Source organism: Symploca atlantica LB2515 (assembly GCF_052546295.1).
The window spans coordinates 5,737,075-5,752,607 of sequence record NZ_JBQWMT010000001.1 but is presented as its reverse complement, the minus strand read 5'-3'; the positions used below and the strand labels follow the sequence as shown (position 1 = coordinate 5,752,607).

At 46.1% G+C, this 15,533-nt stretch carries 10 protein-coding genes; 8 read left to right on the top strand and 2 right to left on the bottom strand.

The genetic code is table 11. From position 1 onward, the window contains the following. Positions 1-70 precede the first annotated feature (70 nt). From cas6 to ACT7WV_RS23760, 8 genes are all read left to right on the top strand, one after another. Positions 71-748 carry a type I-MYXAN CRISPR-associated protein Cas6/Cmx6 gene (gene cas6 / locus ACT7WV_RS23795; protein ID WP_445105250.1) on the top strand — a complete coding sequence of 226 codons (678 nt, stop codon included), beginning with the start codon at positions 71-73 and terminating at the stop codon, positions 746-748. A gap of 16 nt (positions 749-764) precedes the next feature. Then, entirely contained in the window at positions 765-2,303 is a 1,539-nt protein-coding gene (gene cas8a1 / locus ACT7WV_RS23790; RefSeq protein WP_445105249.1) for a type I-MYXAN CRISPR-associated Cas8a1/Cmx1, read from the top strand. 52 nt (positions 2,304-2,355) lie between these two features. After that, entirely contained in the window at positions 2,356-3,258 is a 903-nt protein-coding gene (gene cas7i / locus ACT7WV_RS23785; RefSeq protein ID WP_445105248.1) for a type I-B CRISPR-associated protein Cas7/Cst2/DevR, read from the top strand. A gap of 1 nt (position 3,259) precedes the next feature. After that, entirely contained in the window at positions 3,260-3,895 is a 636-nt protein-coding gene (gene cas5 / locus ACT7WV_RS23780) for a type I-MYXAN CRISPR-associated protein Cas5/Cmx5/DevS (RefSeq protein WP_445105247.1), read from the top strand. A gap of 750 nt (positions 3,896-4,645) precedes the next feature. Continuing rightward, entirely contained in the window at positions 4,646-5,119 is a 474-nt protein-coding gene (locus ACT7WV_RS23775) for a helix-turn-helix domain-containing protein (protein ID WP_445105246.1), read from the top strand. 67 nt (positions 5,120-5,186) lie between these two features. After that, positions 5,187-5,639, top strand: coding sequence for a hypothetical protein (locus ACT7WV_RS23770; RefSeq protein ID WP_445105245.1), 453 nt, complete (start codon positions 5,187-5,189; stop codon positions 5,637-5,639). Between the two features lie 76 nt (positions 5,640-5,715). Next, entirely contained in the window at positions 5,716-6,279 is a 564-nt protein-coding gene (locus ACT7WV_RS23765) for a hypothetical protein (protein ID WP_445105244.1), read from the top strand. Then, entirely contained in the window at positions 6,276-6,578 is a 303-nt protein-coding gene (locus ACT7WV_RS23760; protein WP_445105243.1) for a helix-turn-helix domain-containing protein, read from the top strand. Before ACT7WV_RS23765 ends, ACT7WV_RS23760 begins: the two co-directional genes overlap by 4 nt. A gap of 53 nt (positions 6,579-6,631) precedes the next feature. Here ACT7WV_RS23760 and ACT7WV_RS23755 read toward each other — a convergent pair whose 3' ends face one another. Together ACT7WV_RS23755 and ACT7WV_RS23750 are read right to left on the bottom strand one after the other, a co-directional pair. After that, entirely contained in the window at positions 6,632-8,776 is a 2,145-nt protein-coding gene (locus ACT7WV_RS23755; RefSeq protein ID WP_445105242.1) for a UvrD-helicase domain-containing protein, read from the bottom strand. Then, positions 8,777-15,193 carry a DEAD/DEAH box helicase gene (locus tag ACT7WV_RS23750; RefSeq protein ID WP_445105241.1) on the bottom strand — a complete coding sequence of 2,139 codons (6,417 nt, stop codon included), beginning with the start codon at positions 15,191-15,193 and terminating at the stop codon, positions 8,777-8,779. Positions 15,194-15,533 lie beyond the last annotated feature (340 nt).

Genomic DNA, 15,533 nt, shown 5'->3' with positions numbered 1-15,533 from the left:
ATGCTTCGCATGTCGAGAAACATAAAAACGGTTAAGAGTCTCTCAACTTAATTACTCCTAGCTCATCGTCATGTTAGCCACCCAAACCTCCTCAACAGCCACGTTAACTCAAACCTGCACAACACCAAATCTAACGGATGCTACACCCTATGTAGACTTGAGCTTTGGCGTTAGGGGTAAGAGCTTACCAATAGATCATAGCTATGGTTTGTTTTCGGCGTTGGCTCACTGGCGGCAAGAATTGCATCAGTTAAAGAGCATGAGTATTACCGCCATTACGGGCATTCCGATTGAGCAGGGTATGATGCAACTAACTGATCGCTCTCGGTTACTGATTCGCCTACCTGTAGACAAAGTACCCTTGGTTTATCCTTTAGCTGGCAAGTCCCTGACTATAGGCAAGCACAAGATTCGTTTTGGAATCCCTCAGATGGATTTCCTGCAACCTGCCCAGAGGTTGCGATCGCATCTAGTAGTCATCAAGGGCTATCAGGAGCCAGAGTCCTTTTTAGAAGCAGCACAGCGTCACCTAGAGCAACTAGGTATTCAAGGAAACTTACGCATTCTTACCAAAGCTAATGGCGCTCCAAAACGCAAAAGTGTCAAAGTCAAACGGTTTACGGTAGTGGGTTTTGGGTTAGAAATTACTCGACTGAGGGATGAAGATTCACTGACATTGCAGAGAAAGGGCATTGGGGGAAAACACAAGATGGGCTGCGGCGTGTTTGTGCCAGTGAAGGAAAGGTGATCATGAGAGTAGTAAGATGTCGGTAGTGAAGGGTGCCGTTAATTCCCAAATCCAACTAAATCTGGGCGATCCCAGCATGACGTTGATGCATCGCGCTGGATTAGCCGGACTCTGGATGACACTCAAGCAACTAGAACAACAGTATCCCACCTTGGCGGAACGACCAGGCAATTTCACTTGGTCGCTCACTCCTCGTAGCATCAGTCTTAACTGGGAAGGACAGGATTTAGAAGTTTTGGACTGGTTGCTGAAGCAGTCTTTTCAAATTAGTGATGAAGGGTTAATTTCCTTAACTGGATTAAATCCTCAATCAATGGATATCGAAACGCAAGTAACTATCCATCAGGGAATAACTGGAACATTTCTGCAACACAACAAATTTTTTAAATCCAATGGTAAGAAAGAGCAGTCATTCAAAGTTAATAAAAAAGAAATTATTGTTGAGTACAAGAGAGCTGAGTCATACGCTCATCAGCATTTTTCTCAGCATCTGTGCAATGAACAGGGACAATTATTAAAAGGGGTAATTGGCATTGCAGGTTGGCTCTATCCAGGAGCTGTAGCTCGTCATTACGCATTTAAGGAACAAACACAATTTAAAGAAACTCCAGAACAAGCTTTAGCCCTGTTATTTGCTCCTATTGCTTGCCAGTATTTTGTTTTGCGATCGTACTCTCCAGGTAAACGGGTTCAGTATGCCTTAATTATCCCGGAAGTAACTAACTTAGAGATCTATGCCCGACGTTGCTGGGATTTAAAAGGCTGCGGTTACAAAAACTTCTACGCATCTAGCTTGCAAGATGCTGGATTAAGATTTTTCACTTACGAAACAACCATTGAAATAGCTAGACTCAATCAAGTTAAGAGATGTCAGCTAATCACGTTTGGAACAGTCGATTGGTCGCCCCAACAAAAAACTCGCACAGAAATAGTAATGGTCGAAGTAACGGAAGAAGTCATTTACAACTATAAAATTAGTTGCGATTACTTTTCGGAAAATCGGGTCATTCAATCCAGAGGTAAAAACTTTATTAGTACTAGTTTTGTTCGTGGATTCATTGCCGATAACTTAGTTAGAGGATTGCCTTGGTGGTATAACTTTTCCACAAAAATCAATAGTAAGGACTTATTTAAACGAGTCACCTACGAGAGGGAGGGGTTATACAACATGATTCAAAATGGTCAGTGGGATGAAACAGCTCAGAAACTTTTCGTTAAAGCTTGTCATGAAGCGTTGAAAAAGACCTACGGTAAGATTTACAGTCGAACAAAAAAAGATGAATATGCTCAATTTCAGCGAAAGGCCGAACGTATTCGTGCTGAACTAGGACGCTGCAAGAATGCAGCAGCGTTCCGGCAGTTCATTACAGATTTTTGGGCCAGAGCAGGACGAATTTCAATTCTTGAAGACCATTGGGAAGAATTACTTCCCCTTACTACAGGAATGATAGATTGGAAAGTTGCTAGAGATTTAGCGTTACTTGCACTAGCTAGCTATAAGCCAAGTAAGAAGACAAACACACTATCTCCCGAAGCTGAAGAGTCTGAAGAATAGGATTACCTCCGCTACTCTCAGTTGGGAAAAGTTACAGAATAGAGAGCCATTCATGTTTCATCTATTTGGCAATATCCTAACCCATTACGGAACTGCTGCAAACAATCGTGGAGAAAATGAAGGCAACATAACCCCTTTACAAAAATTAGAGTGGAAAGGTGAAACCCACACCACTGTCTCTGCCGAAGCAATTCGTTGGGCATTGCGGTACTACTGGCAAAAGGCTGGCTATCAGGTAAATCGACATTGGGATGAAGATGCTAAACCCGTTGCCGATCACATCTTGCAAGAGCCAAATTATGATGAGGAGCGCTTCATTGATGATGATGTGCTGGGCTTTATGCGAGCAGAAGCAGCAAAACTTGAAGCATCTGAACCACCAAAAGATAAGCAAAATAAAGTACCTAAAGGTAAAGTAACAGCCAGAAGAGGGAGGTTAGATGTCACTCGTGCCGTATCAACAACTCCCTATGGTGGTGACATTACCTTTAATGCGAAGAGTGGACAGAAAGGAACAACATCTCTTTATGGCACAGAGGTTCATGCTACACGCTATCAATATGGATTTGTACTGACACCTGATCGCCTTAAAGACAAATCTCGTATTTATGCTGTGTTGGATGGTTTGATTTCGATTGGTGAAGTGGCAGGAAATCATGCTCGTTTTCTCTTCGATTTCTCCCCTGAAAGCATCGTGTTGCGCTGGACACATGATTTTTCGCCTCGTTTTCTCTATTGCTTTAAGGAGTACGAGACAGGAGAAGTGTTAGTCCCTGACTTAGTGCAACGGGTAGACGCTGGGGATATTGACGCCAAAGAACTATGGATTGGAGGAGCAATTTCCCAAACTCTGGGAGATTTGGGGGCAAATGTGTTTCCAGGTGTCAAGAGTGCGGTGGCAGCATTGAAACAGGTCATTGCTGAGGATTTGCAGTTGTCCTCTAGGAGTTCGTAACTTGACGACAATTGCTTTACAAGTAGATGTTCCCATTGCTTGTTTTCGTGACTCTCGTGCTAGGGAATATGTTGAAACTTACCCGGTACCGCCGCCCTCAACAGTTTATGGTATGCTGCTCTCCCTGGTCGGGGAGGAAGACAGATATCGACATTGTGGGGTAAAGTTAGCGATCGCACTGCTTTCTCAACCCGAAAAATCTCTTGTGATTCGCACGTTTTGCAGAGTCAAGAAGATGAGAGATATCCACCACTCTAGTAATACTAAACCTGACTACCAGGAATTACTGACAAATATTGAGTTTGTGGTTTGGATCAGTGCGGGAACAGATCAAGCAATGCCTACTTTACCAGAACGTTTGCAGCAGGCATTTATTGACCCAGCTTCTGTCAATCGGTTTGGTGGATTGTGCTTAGGTGAAAGTCGGGATTTGATTAATGCTGTGACCCTTTTACCTGGAAACCATACTGGGGAGTTGCTGCGATGGCTGATTCAGGATGAAGATGGTTCGCTGACTCTGCCTTACTGGGTTGACCATGTTGGGTCACAAGGAACATGCTGGCAACGTTATGTGCTTCAAGAGTCTCAGGATTGGCAGCCAACTGAGTTAGCGTGGACTGTGATTCAAGCTGATTGAATAAGTTGGCAAGATATCAGATTTTTACAAGCATCTGTGCTTGTTGAGTCTGTGAAGGCGGCTTGAACGTCTCAAATCCTTGCTGGCTGATGGATTTAGCGTTTTTAGGTCGCTTTGAGATGCTTGCAAAAGCTTGGAATATACCAAAAACCAACCTTTCTCAGCCTAGTCATCTCAGCCTGATTTATCCTATTAGACAACTAGATTGCATATTTTCTACAGGTGCTTGTAAAATTATCTGAGAGTCCAAGTGAATCAAGGGGTCTAGCGACCGCCGTGTTTAAAGATTAGATGCCAATAGGCGTTGAGCAGGCATGTACTATTCTGAGAAATTGGCGATAGAAGACGTGTTTAAAGATTAGATGCCAATAGGCGTTGAGCAGGTGACGCGGCCTGAAGAATGGTGAATCATTCTGGGTGTGTTTAAAGATTTAGATGCCAATAGGCGTTGAGCAATTGAGGATGTTCGTCGAATAATACATAATCTTGGGGAGACGAAGGCGGAAAAACTACCGATTATTAGTGCTGAGTCTGCTTTTGATTATTATCTGATAAGGTGACTTTGGTAAATACTATGCCGAGAGATCTGCATTTAAGACTCTTTTACTAACGCTTTCACCCTAATTAGTGATAGGTTCTACTACGAGCGGGGTGAATGAGGGTGACGATGGCAGCATTAGGGCTAGTCCATGAGCAGACTAACTCGATTGTCGCTACGGTAGAGGTCAGTGTGTTAGAGGAAGAGATGGCATGAAGGAGGGCAGTAAGTACCAGCCACTCCTTGAATATTTGCGTGGCAGCAACCAGAGTGAAGTAAACCTCACATTTTCGGAAATTGAGGCTCTGATACAGGATATGCTGCCAGATTCAGCCCGAACTAAACGGGCATGGTGGAGCAATCGCAGCAAAGGCGCGCTGCAAGCTTCAGCTTGGATGGAAGCAGGATATCGTGTTGAGGATGTCGATCTAGATGGGCAACGAGTGACATTTCGTAAACCTACGACTAAACCTCAAGTCCAGCGTGTGGGTGACACTATACTGTGGAACGCTGAACTAATCAAGGCTCTGCGCCGCCACATGGGTTTAACACAGGCAGAGTTTGCACAAAGGCTTGGTGTCTACCAGCAAACAGTGAGCCAGTGGGAAAACGGTGCATACGAGCCAACCCTGGCTACGTCAAAGTACCTAACTTTAATTGCACAACAGGCTGGATTTGAGTATTAAGAGGAGAGCTAGAGGTTCATAGAGTTTTTCCGTCAGTGTATTGACATTTTACAATGTAGAATTTAAATTGGCAAATACAATCTACATTGTAGAAAGTCACGAACACTCACCCACCGAGGCGACCCCGAAGCCTTCTTCTCTAAATAGCCCGAAATTTCCAAAAGTCATGCAACCTCTACGCCACCGCATCAACCCCAAAACCTTTGTCATTACCCTCAGACAAATCGCCAAACTCCTGAAAATTAACCAAGAACGCATCCTCAATTGGGAAAAATGGCACAACGTCCTCTGGATACACATCCAAGGAAAAGGCGGTTACTTCTTTAGTTACCGCAAATTAGAACAATGGATTGCCGCCTGTCGTGTTCTAATTCGCTGCTGTCCCAACTTGAGTACCCTCGACGCTCTTTGGCAGTCGATTTGGCAAGAAGTGAAGCGCTATACCGACAATGCATTCTCCCGTCTCGAAGCTATCTGGCAGCAACGATACACCGATTTATCCAACCGTCAATATACCTAAAAGTGTCAGAAGCCAGCATCAAGTTGTCCAGTCTTCCTGCTGACTTCCGGCTCCCCAATAAAAGGAGACTCTAACAATGGTAAAACCAAGCTGTCAGATTGATAGCCCCACCTACCAAAAAGGCTATCAGCAAGCCTTAGAAGATTTTGCAATTTGTCACCTTATCATCCGCCTGAAAACCTACTCCGACGCCAACTTCGATGCCGCGTGGATGAACCTCACCCCACCCGAACTCGAAAGCTTAGCCACTATTTTCATCCAAGACTTAACCGCCAACCTCAAAGGAAAAGTCATTGCTGGCTACTTAAACACCATGCGTCACGGCAGCACCGACATACCCCCTAGCTTAGTTCACCGAACATTCTCTCCTCCTCCATCCATTGATATTGATCTGCCAGCCAACTTCCCTGAAGTTCAGACCCCTCGCTATTTGTACGGCGACAAACTGCGCTGGATTCCTGAGAGCAACAAGACAGACTGGGGTGTTGCAATTGGGAGATTCTACAGCTTTGCTCCTCACCGTTGCGCTTGGACGTGGTGCTACCTGATTTGGCTCGATAAACTCTCCCCCAGTTCCTCTTGGACAGTTGCCGACACGGCTTGGGAAAACGACCTCGAACCCTTGGAGGACACCCCATGAAACCCCGTCCTCTGACCGAGCCAGAGCAAACCTTAATCGACTTCTACGGTTACTGTCAACTGGGAATGACTCCGCAGCAATTCTACGCCAAATGGCAGGTGAATCACGAGGTAATTGCCTTCATTTGCTCTCGTTCCATCTCTACCGTCCGACGCTGGTTTAGAAGAGGCAAAAACTACCGCCGTCCGCAACCCTCCGATATGCGCCATCTCGCCTTAATGGATTTCCTATTAGAGCATCACCAGGAGATTCCCGAACAACTCTTAAACTTGCTGTGTTCTCCCAAGCGCAACCCATAGCAATCCAAACTTTCACCTTATGTAAATGATGAGTCTAAGGCGGAATGTGGGTTTTAGGGACAACAACTTAGTAGCGAACTAGGTTGACCATAATAAGTAATGATGACTTGCTTTTTGGCTCGCGTTGCAGCAACGTGTAACAGACACTTTTCTCCATTGATAAACCTTGCTTGAGATGCTTTGTCCGGACACTCATCGAGACCAATCCGGAGAGGTAAGTTATCAACATTTAAGCCAGGTATTAGGACATAGTTAAACTGTAGTCCCTTAACGCGATGCATCGTTCCAATCCTGATTCCTGCTTCTAATGGGTTGTCAGGTTGATCGCGGCGTATCCGTTTAATGGGGAAGTTGAGATTATGTAGAACACTTTCGTATTGTTCCATAATTGCCTTCGTCCGACATACAATACAGACACCTGAAAGATTGCGATCGCTTTCCTGAATAGTGAGCAAAAATTGTTTTAAATAGGCTAATTCATCATCGTACTTACTAAACCCTTTCACAACAGGCTCGTCTCCATGCATTAAAGAGCGATAATCCTGTAATGAATCTACACCACCATCAAGATCGTCAATGGAAACATTCGCTAACACGGCTGTCGCCCATTTCCTAATCTCGTCTGTGGTGCGGTAGTTTAAGCGGAGTTTCCGAGAACGACCCCGAATATCTATACCACAGTGACTAAGAGCTACGGTTTGCCCATAGATGCGCTGATGAGCATCACCTACGATAAATAAATCGTTCGGTTTCGGATTGCCCGCAATGGCTCGAAGTAAGCTGAACGCAGCTTTACTCATATCCTGAGCTTCATCAACAATCACCGCTTTATAAGGTAAAGCTTCAGTTCCTTTGGCTTGAATAATTTGGATAGCATCGCGCATGGCATCATCAGGTTCGCGCAGTCCTCGCTCTCTGAGTAAATTGCGATACTCTTCAAAAACTATCCAGATGGCTTGGCGTTGTTGGCGGCTCAGACGTGTACCTCTGCCAGTACGACGGGCAGACAAATAATCTCTTAGGGTCTTACATTGATACGTCTGGACAACTTCTTGCCATTCTTCTCGGTAAAAGCTGAGAGGTAGTCCGAGTGCCACAGGAGCAAGGGAATAGGCTTGTCGCCAAATTTCATCGGTTTCAGCTCCATAAATAATGCGGGTTTTTATACCTTCTTGTTGCAGAAACGTAGTCACCCAAGCATCCAAATTAATGACTCGAATCCGCTGCATCAGTTCAGGAGAACAAATAGTTTTGAGATTGGCTTCGATGTCTACAGCGAGATTACGGGTAAAGGTGGTGAAGAGAATGCGATCATTAGGATTAGTAAAACGGTTTTGAGCCAACCATTTTGCCCGATGCATCGCTACAACTGTTTTGCCTGTACCTGCTCCCCCAAGAACTCTGACTGCGCCATTCCAGTCTCGCTCCACTAATTTACGCTGGGTGGGATGCAAAAACACACGCCATTTTTCTAACGGCGCTGCTAACATTTCCTCCAACTCGGTGTCATCCGTCACAACCATAAAGCGGCTGAGACTATCCTCATTTTGCAAAGCTACTTCGAGGTCATTAGGATCGACTGCCTGCCTTTCCTTGGTTTTGTCAAGCTGTTGAAAGATTTCTTCTAGTGCATAGCCAGCCGCTAACATCAATACAGCATCGCTCGCTTCTCGGGGTAAATGAGGTAATAATTGTTCGACATCCCCATCAGTCCTAACTTGACGCACGGCGGGTAGCAAAATTTCTGGAACTCCTAGCCGCATCAAATCTTTGTCTTCGATCGCATGAAAGCGACCAGTCTGTTGTTCAGTTTTTCCCTGGCTGATTTTTTCTGTGGTTTCTTCAACCTCTTTAACATCAATAATTTGCAGTGCGCCCGATACTTCATTAACGCGGCAAACTTTACGTTTAGCCCACTGATAAGCATCATCATGTTTATCTACCCAAAGCAAGAGATAAACGTTGCCAGAGTCGGGTTTGAGGACAATAGCCCGATGTTCTCGATCCACTCGAACGGATTTTAGACGCTTGTCCCGACTATCACGAATTGACTCATAGTTTAAGCCAGGGCGGGTTGGATCTTGGCGAAAGCGATTAATAAATTCTGAGACTTTATTTTGAGCTTTGCGCGGTAACTGACTGTAAGCATCAAAAAAATCATCAGAAATAGCTAGACGAATACTGTGTTGTAAGCTCATTTATTTATCTCCTTTTAGCGTCTTGCTCAGAGTATCTAGAGAGGATAAAAAGTCTTCCAGCATCCAAGTTGTCCAGCCTGCTTTCGCAAAAGCATCCCGATCTTCTGGAGTCAGCGTTACAGCCACTTTAGGGTCTAGCCACGCCAGTTCTGCGATCGCCACAACTGCGCCACTTTTATCTTCGAGTTCATAACCGGCTTCTGGGATTAACCATCCTTCCCGACTCATGCGCTCAATAGCTGGTAATAAATCGTCCTCTACAGTCAGTTGTCGGATTTGTTCCCACTGGCTATCAATCTGAGTAGAATTTGGCTGATTATTAGAGGATAGAATTCTAGGAAGAGAAGGCGTTATACCCTGTTCAATACCCGTTGTTGTTACGGCATAACTAAAGGGTAAGAACTGATAGAGGTTGAGTAATCGTAAACTTTCCTGCCAATTGCCCTGTAGTTCATCCCCATTCGACTCGGCCAAATCGTTGAGTTCTATCATGACAAAGCTACCTGTGGGGTCTAGCTGTCGGTGACGGTTGAGGTCAACCAGTGTTGAAAGATTTAAATTTGCTGAGATTTGAACGGCACCACTGATAAGTTTGGGTGGGACTTGCCATTGCTCAACAGCTTCTTGTGATAAATAAGTACAAATATGGTCTAAGCGTGGTTGGGAAAGCCTTGAATCATTCAATGATTTTGTATCAGCTTGAGCCAGGGTTCGTAACAGCGCCCATCTTTGCCATTGCTGAAACTCAGGCTGGGCTAAGTAATGCATTAGCCATTCAAAACTGCCTAAGTTCTCCAATGAGTGCAGGGAGGAACACTGATACTGTTGATATAGCTGTTGCCGTCCTTGCTGAAATTGCGGATTGAGTTGGCAGTTAAGTCCATCAGGAGGCGTGACACTGGTTTGATGCTTGGGATTAATTTGTCTCATTACATCATCCCAAGTTAGTGACCAGCACCAAAACTTGCCACTGCGTAAAATTGCTGTGCGTTGCTGGAAATCCTCACTCATTCGCTCTCGATGATATTCCCAGCCATCGGTGAAGATGACTAGGGGGAGACTGGGAATGCGACTAGAGGCGGGACGAAATATAAAATCGGCTCGTGAGGGAATGTCAACCCCATCAGATTTGCCAAGGGTGACTTGGGTTTCAATTGTCCACGCCATTTCTCCTAGTTTTAGGTAGTATCCGGTTTTCCCATTGAAAATTTCTGGCTGAAGTAAGGGAGGATTGCCTTCGTAAACGCTGCCACTATAGCGGCGAATTGCTTCAATAAAGCGCCGTTCCAGTTCGCTCTCAAAGTTGCTATTAATCCGAATCGCCGATAAACTTTCCGGCTTTTCTTGTAATTTTGACCAGTATTTTAGGAGTTTACTTAAAAGCGTTTCCGCCGCCTTTCGACTGGTATTGTCTTGATAAAAACTGTTGCGATAGGCAAATAGGCATTTATAACAACCGTCTTCACCGCTATCTTTACAGCTACACACTCTGACAATATCTAATGCTCGTTGAAATACATCTTTCAGTTCTTGGGGATTGCGAATTAGTTGTCGCAGATAACCTGTTCCCCCTGGGACACTATCATATAAATAAAGAAAGGATTTGCGTAAATTTGTGTGACCTTGAGGTTCTTCACTTACAGTAGTTCGCAGATGATCGACTCGACCGCCAAACTTTTGCTTTAGTCCTAATTGAATCGCGGCGATAAACGAGTGTAATCCTTGAGTCGTCCAGAAACTTTCATCGGGCATCAGTAAACGGATGGACTCGGATTCAAACTCGCGGTACAGATAAAGGACCTCCAGCGCTTTGGCTTGTTCGGGTTTATCTCGCCACTGACAGCCAATGGTATGGTCTTGTGGGCGATCGCCTTTCATTACTTTGCCACAATTGCGACAGACTCGGAATCCTTGGGTCGTAAATCGTTGACCCGCAATTTCTACGGTTTCCCCAGTCGCCAGAGATTCCCCTAAATTAATTTCTCGAAAACTGGTGCGCGAGATATACTCAAAGCCAAAGGGAAAGTCGGGGTCATCCACTAAAAACGTCTTCTCGCGGAACTGGGACGAAAAATCGATTAACAAATGACGCTGGAAAAAAGCAGTATTCCGGTCTTCACTATCATCCCCAAAGCGGCTATGCTTATCTGAGGTACTTGCCATCACCTGACGCAGGCGCAGCATTTGCCTCAACCGACCGCGATCGCTCCACATCACATCCCCACAACGAGGACAGGCTTTTTGCTGGGCTTCAGGTTGAAAGGCTAAGGTAGCATAGTTGCAACTGCGACAAATGCGCCACTCTTCCGGTTGAGACAGTTTCAGGTCAATCTGGTCAATCTTAACCCGCCGACCTTCAGCATAAAAAACCCCACTGGGAACGAGTTCTCGAATCGCCAGTTGGCTGGGACGTTCGTAGGTCATGGTAAATGTTTCGTAACGCTTACCGTTTTTCTCTTCTGCTGATTGCAGTTTTCGCCACAGAATAGAACGCAGCGTCACGCCAGCTTCTGGAAAGGAATAGTTAGGTAAAAGCCCTTCATCGGTGAGGAAGTTGAAGATATTTTTCTCATTGAGATGGCGAATTAGCTCTCGAAATCCGGCTTTTTCCCCTTCTAATTCATTCAGTTTGTCTGAGTCTTGTAGGGCTTCGGGTTGCACTTTAAAGTCTTTGATTTTTTTGGTGAGAAGGGTAATTTGGCTGTTTAAGCGGGTGCGTTCGTGCTTCACTCCCTCTAAACGGTTGAGGATACGCCAGCGCAGTCCGCCTTGATGGTGGTCTCCTTGTGCCATAAAGTCGCGTAACTGTTGCTGGGTTCGCGGTTCAATGGTGTCGGTAAATAGGGCTAAAAAGGCTTCTAAAAGGGTGCTTTGCTGTTCTTGGATAAAATTGAACCAATTGTAGGGAAAGCGGGTTTCGTCGTGACGTTGGACTGCATTGAGAATATCACTGAGGCGAGGGGGAAATTCTTGGCGAGTAATTCCCGTGGCTACCCAATTATCGAGACAAAAGGCAGTGAGTTGACGTTCTAAGATGGCAGAGGCATTGAGGTAACATCCCGCTGCTTCGACACTACCATCTAACATCTGCCTGGGGTCGGCATAGAAAAATAAGTCATGGGGTTTACCATTGGCAACCAGACCAACTAAGGCATTGCCTTCCCGCCGTCCCGCACGACCAATGCGTTGCTGAAAGTTGGCGAGGCTGGGGGGTACAGAACAGAGTAAAACGGTTGAGAGATCGCCAATATTAATCCCCATCTCTAGGGTGGATGTGGCGGAAAGCAGATTTGGGTCGCAACGGCGATCGCTTCTAATAAATTGCTGTTCTAAACGTTCGCGGTTGGAACGTGCTAGCAGTCCGGTATGTTCTGCGGCAACAATTCGTTTGACTTCACCCTGCTGATAAATTTGGCGGTAGTAGGCAAGACCTGTGCGCGGATCGGGGGCGTAATGTCCTTGACACCCCAAACGATGACAAACAAGGGATTCTGGCGGTAAATCTGAAGTGGGGGGAACGGTAAACTGATGATGGCAGCGATCGCAGGCTAAAACCGTCCCCTCTAATTTTATTTCAATTGCGGACATGGGGATGCCCCACGCTCGTCCGTTAGCGCAGTCACGGACTTCCAATAATCCTGCATCTACTAATGTATCGAGGGTAGTGTGTAGAATCTCAATAAGTTGGTCTTTGAGCAGTAAACTCTCCGACTTAAACACACGAGTTGTCCAGTCTTCACACCAACTGTTTTGTTTGCCGGGATGTAAAACTCGCTCAAAGCGGTCTGTTTTTGCTGCTGCATTGACCAAAAATCTGGGGGCAGGTATGCCAGGTCCGAGGCGAGGCATATAGGTTAATTTTGTCCATAAAAAGGTATTGCCGCCAGAACTGATATATTGAGCTTGGGTTGCTGGTTGTAGTATTCCTCCCCGTTGGCGTAGATGATGGAGTAGCCCCAGGATAAATTGACCTATAGAGGCGGTACTTACTCCCCGTAAGGATTCAACTTCGTTACTGAGTTTGAAATGTAAGGCTTGGGTACTTTTTTCGAGGCGATCGCGATTAAAACTAACGCTACAAACCCCACTGCGTTCTAGGGAAGGACCAACGGCGGCGCGATGACCAAACTGAGTGACAATTTCCCAAACCAAACGGTCATTAACGAGGTTGGGTAAGTTTGTATCCGGGTCTAAATCAGCGCGATCGCTGTTAATAAACTTATCCCACTCCCGCAACCACTGCAAATCTGTGGGTAAAAAGCTGGCAACATAATCGGCTTTGACGCTAAATTTTGATTGCCAGTAGACCGGAAACTGCTCGACTAATTCCTGTAGGGTGAGAGAATGTTGGTGGTTAGCAAGGAGTTGAAAGATTGCTGTACGCAGGGTGGTGCGGTAGGTACGTGCGCCATAAAATCCGGCGCGATGGGCGGCATCTTGCACCGAATCGGAAAAGGTCAGCAGTTTTTTATCGGGATTATAGGGGGTGGTGTAGAGTACCCCAATCATGGCACTAGTCAGACTAGCTGCCTGCGCCCCTAGGATAGATAAGCCGTTGCGACTTTCACAAAATGGGCAGTCACAGTTGATAACGGTTTGGGGTTGACCATTGTGGGTTTCATTCTCTAGGTGATTCGGAACTCGAACGGGAATTAAATCTTCAGCGTTACAAGATTTACACTGTTGAGTACGGGGTAGATTTAGGGTGAGGCAGTGACCGCAAAATAGGCGGAAATCGGGATAATTGGCCTGGCGATCGCAGGGGAAGATAAAGGAGACTAAGGGTTTACGGCTAAAAAAAGCTTGGTAAAAGCCCCGCAGGTCATTTGCCAGCAGTTTATCTGCATTTTGGTAAGGTTGAACCCCACCCCAACCCGTTGCCCCACAGTCGCGGCAGTGAATGACGGGTAAGGTTTTGAGGGTATCCTGCATGGCTGATGTCAGGTCGTCGGAAAACATCAGTTGGGGTTCTGATTCCACAGAAGCCACCATGCGTTTGAGTTCTCGAAACCACACCTGAACCCGCAGCGTTGCCCAAGGTAATATTAAGGTTTGACCGTCAGGGCGTTGAACACAGCGTCGGGCAGCGCCAATTAGGGCAAAAATGCTATCGAAGAGGAGATGACAGTACTCTGGGTGCTGATGAATGGGTAGATGTAAGCGACGGCTGAGGGTGTCGAGGAGTTCGCTATAGGGGCAGGATTGTTGGCTTAAAATACGGACTAAATTATGGATGATGGGCAGGCTTTTGAGTTCTTGTCCAAGTTCGATGCGCCAGGAGTCGTCGAGGGGGGTGTTTACATGGGTTAGTGCTGCCTTGGGGTTGGGGTTGTTGGTATTATCATTTAAAAAGTCTTGCAGCCACAGTTGTGCTTGTCCTCGGATATAGGCTTCGGGACTGTCGTAGTTGTCCGGTTGCAGTTGCGCGATCGCCTCTAAACTGGGTAGAGGTAAGACGTTAAGCAGAGCATCGGCTAAAAATTCGGCATTACTAAGGCGGTCTTCTTCAATTAATGCTCCCGTATCAAAGGATTCTTGGAAAATCGTTTGAGCATAGTTGAGTATATCAGTGCGATTCTCCGGCAAAGATGCGGCGCGATCGCTTTTGTTGCCCAAGGTGGCTGAGGTGCCAACACAGGTTAAGTGGTTGGCGGGGGTTTGCAGGCGATGTTTGAGGCGGCGCAATAGACAGGCTAAATCGGTTCCTTGTGCGCCATCAAAGGTATGAAATTCATCAACGATGAGATAACGCAGGGTTTCAGGTTGGTTGTAGCGCCATAATTTCTGCACATCCGGCTGAATCAGCAGGTAATCCAGCATTTTGTAATTGGTGAGCAGAATATCGGGGGGAGATTCCCGCAGAATATGCTTATCGGTGATAATTTTATCGGGAGTCATCACCGCTGTTGGCGTTTCGTCGCTATCTCCCACGTATAACCCGGCGGTGACTTTTCCGGTGAGGGAAGGGGTGTTGTGGATGAATTGGGCGATGCGTTTGGCTTGGTCAGTAGCCAGGGCATTCATCGGGTAAATTAATAGGGCTTTGATGCCCGATTCCCCTTGCTGTTGGCGACAGTGTTCTAACAGGGGGAGTAAAAAGCACTCCGTTTTCCCGGAACCCGTACCCGTAGCGATGAGGGTGGACTGGTAGTAGGGTGGAATGAGGCGATTAAATGCCTGTTCTTGGTGGAGAAAAGGGGTAAAACCGAGGGGAATTTCGGGGAAGTAGTCGGCACCAATTGTACCGGAACGAAAGGGTAAGCCGAGGGAGACGTAGGGGCCGCGATAAACGTTATCTGGTTTTTGTAGAAACCGTTCCATCAAACTCTCGAAGCCGGGAGTCGTGGGGCGAAAGGTGGTGCGGAGGTAGTCGGAGACGCAGTTACGGATTTGGGTGGCGACGACAGCAGGAATCATAAGTTTTGGCGTAAAAAAAACAGCAAATTTGGGCAGTTTTTGGCTGAATATCCTTTGCTGTTTGCTCTATAGGTTTAATTTGCCCTGTTTGGGGCGTTTTTTTGGCGCTAAATTGGGGCAGTTTTATTAGTTTTTTCGTTATGGTATGCCCGTAATCAGGGGAAATCTGAGCAGTATCGGGAGGAAGTCATGCCACTGAGTCTCGGATTAGGGGGTGTTCCTGGTTACAATCTAACCTACCCACATTGGGAATTGGGGGATAAATCTCTATTTTTTCCTCGTCTAACAGGCTGATAATCGGGTGGAAATAATTTATACTTACTCTGATGTCATTCTGAGC

Bases quoted from the DNA above. Each gene is read 5' to 3' on its own strand.
- cas6 (WP_445105250.1), top strand. From the start codon at position 71: ATGTTAGCCACCCAAACCTCCTCAACAGCCACGTTAACTCAAACCTGC.
- cas8a1 (WP_445105249.1), top strand. From the start codon at position 765: ATGTCGGTAGTGAAGGGTGCCGTTAATTCCCAAATCCAACTAAATCTG.
- cas7i (WP_445105248.1), top strand. From the start codon at position 2,356: ATGTTTCATCTATTTGGCAATATCCTAACCCATTACGGAACTGCTGCA.
- ACT7WV_RS23775 (WP_445105246.1), top strand. From the start codon at position 4,646: ATGAAGGAGGGCAGTAAGTACCAGCCACTCCTTGAATATTTGCGTGGC.
- ACT7WV_RS23765 (WP_445105244.1), top strand. From the start codon at position 5,716: ATGGTAAAACCAAGCTGTCAGATTGATAGCCCCACCTACCAAAAAGGC.
- ACT7WV_RS23760 (WP_445105243.1), top strand. From the start codon at position 6,276: ATGAAACCCCGTCCTCTGACCGAGCCAGAGCAAACCTTAATCGACTTC.
- ACT7WV_RS23755 (WP_445105242.1), bottom strand. From the start codon at position 8,776: ATGAGCTTACAACACAGTATTCGTCTAGCTATTTCTGATGATTTTTTT.
- ACT7WV_RS23750 (WP_445105241.1), bottom strand. From the start codon at position 15,193: ATGATTCCTGCTGTCGTCGCCACCCAAATCCGTAACTGCGTCTCCGAC.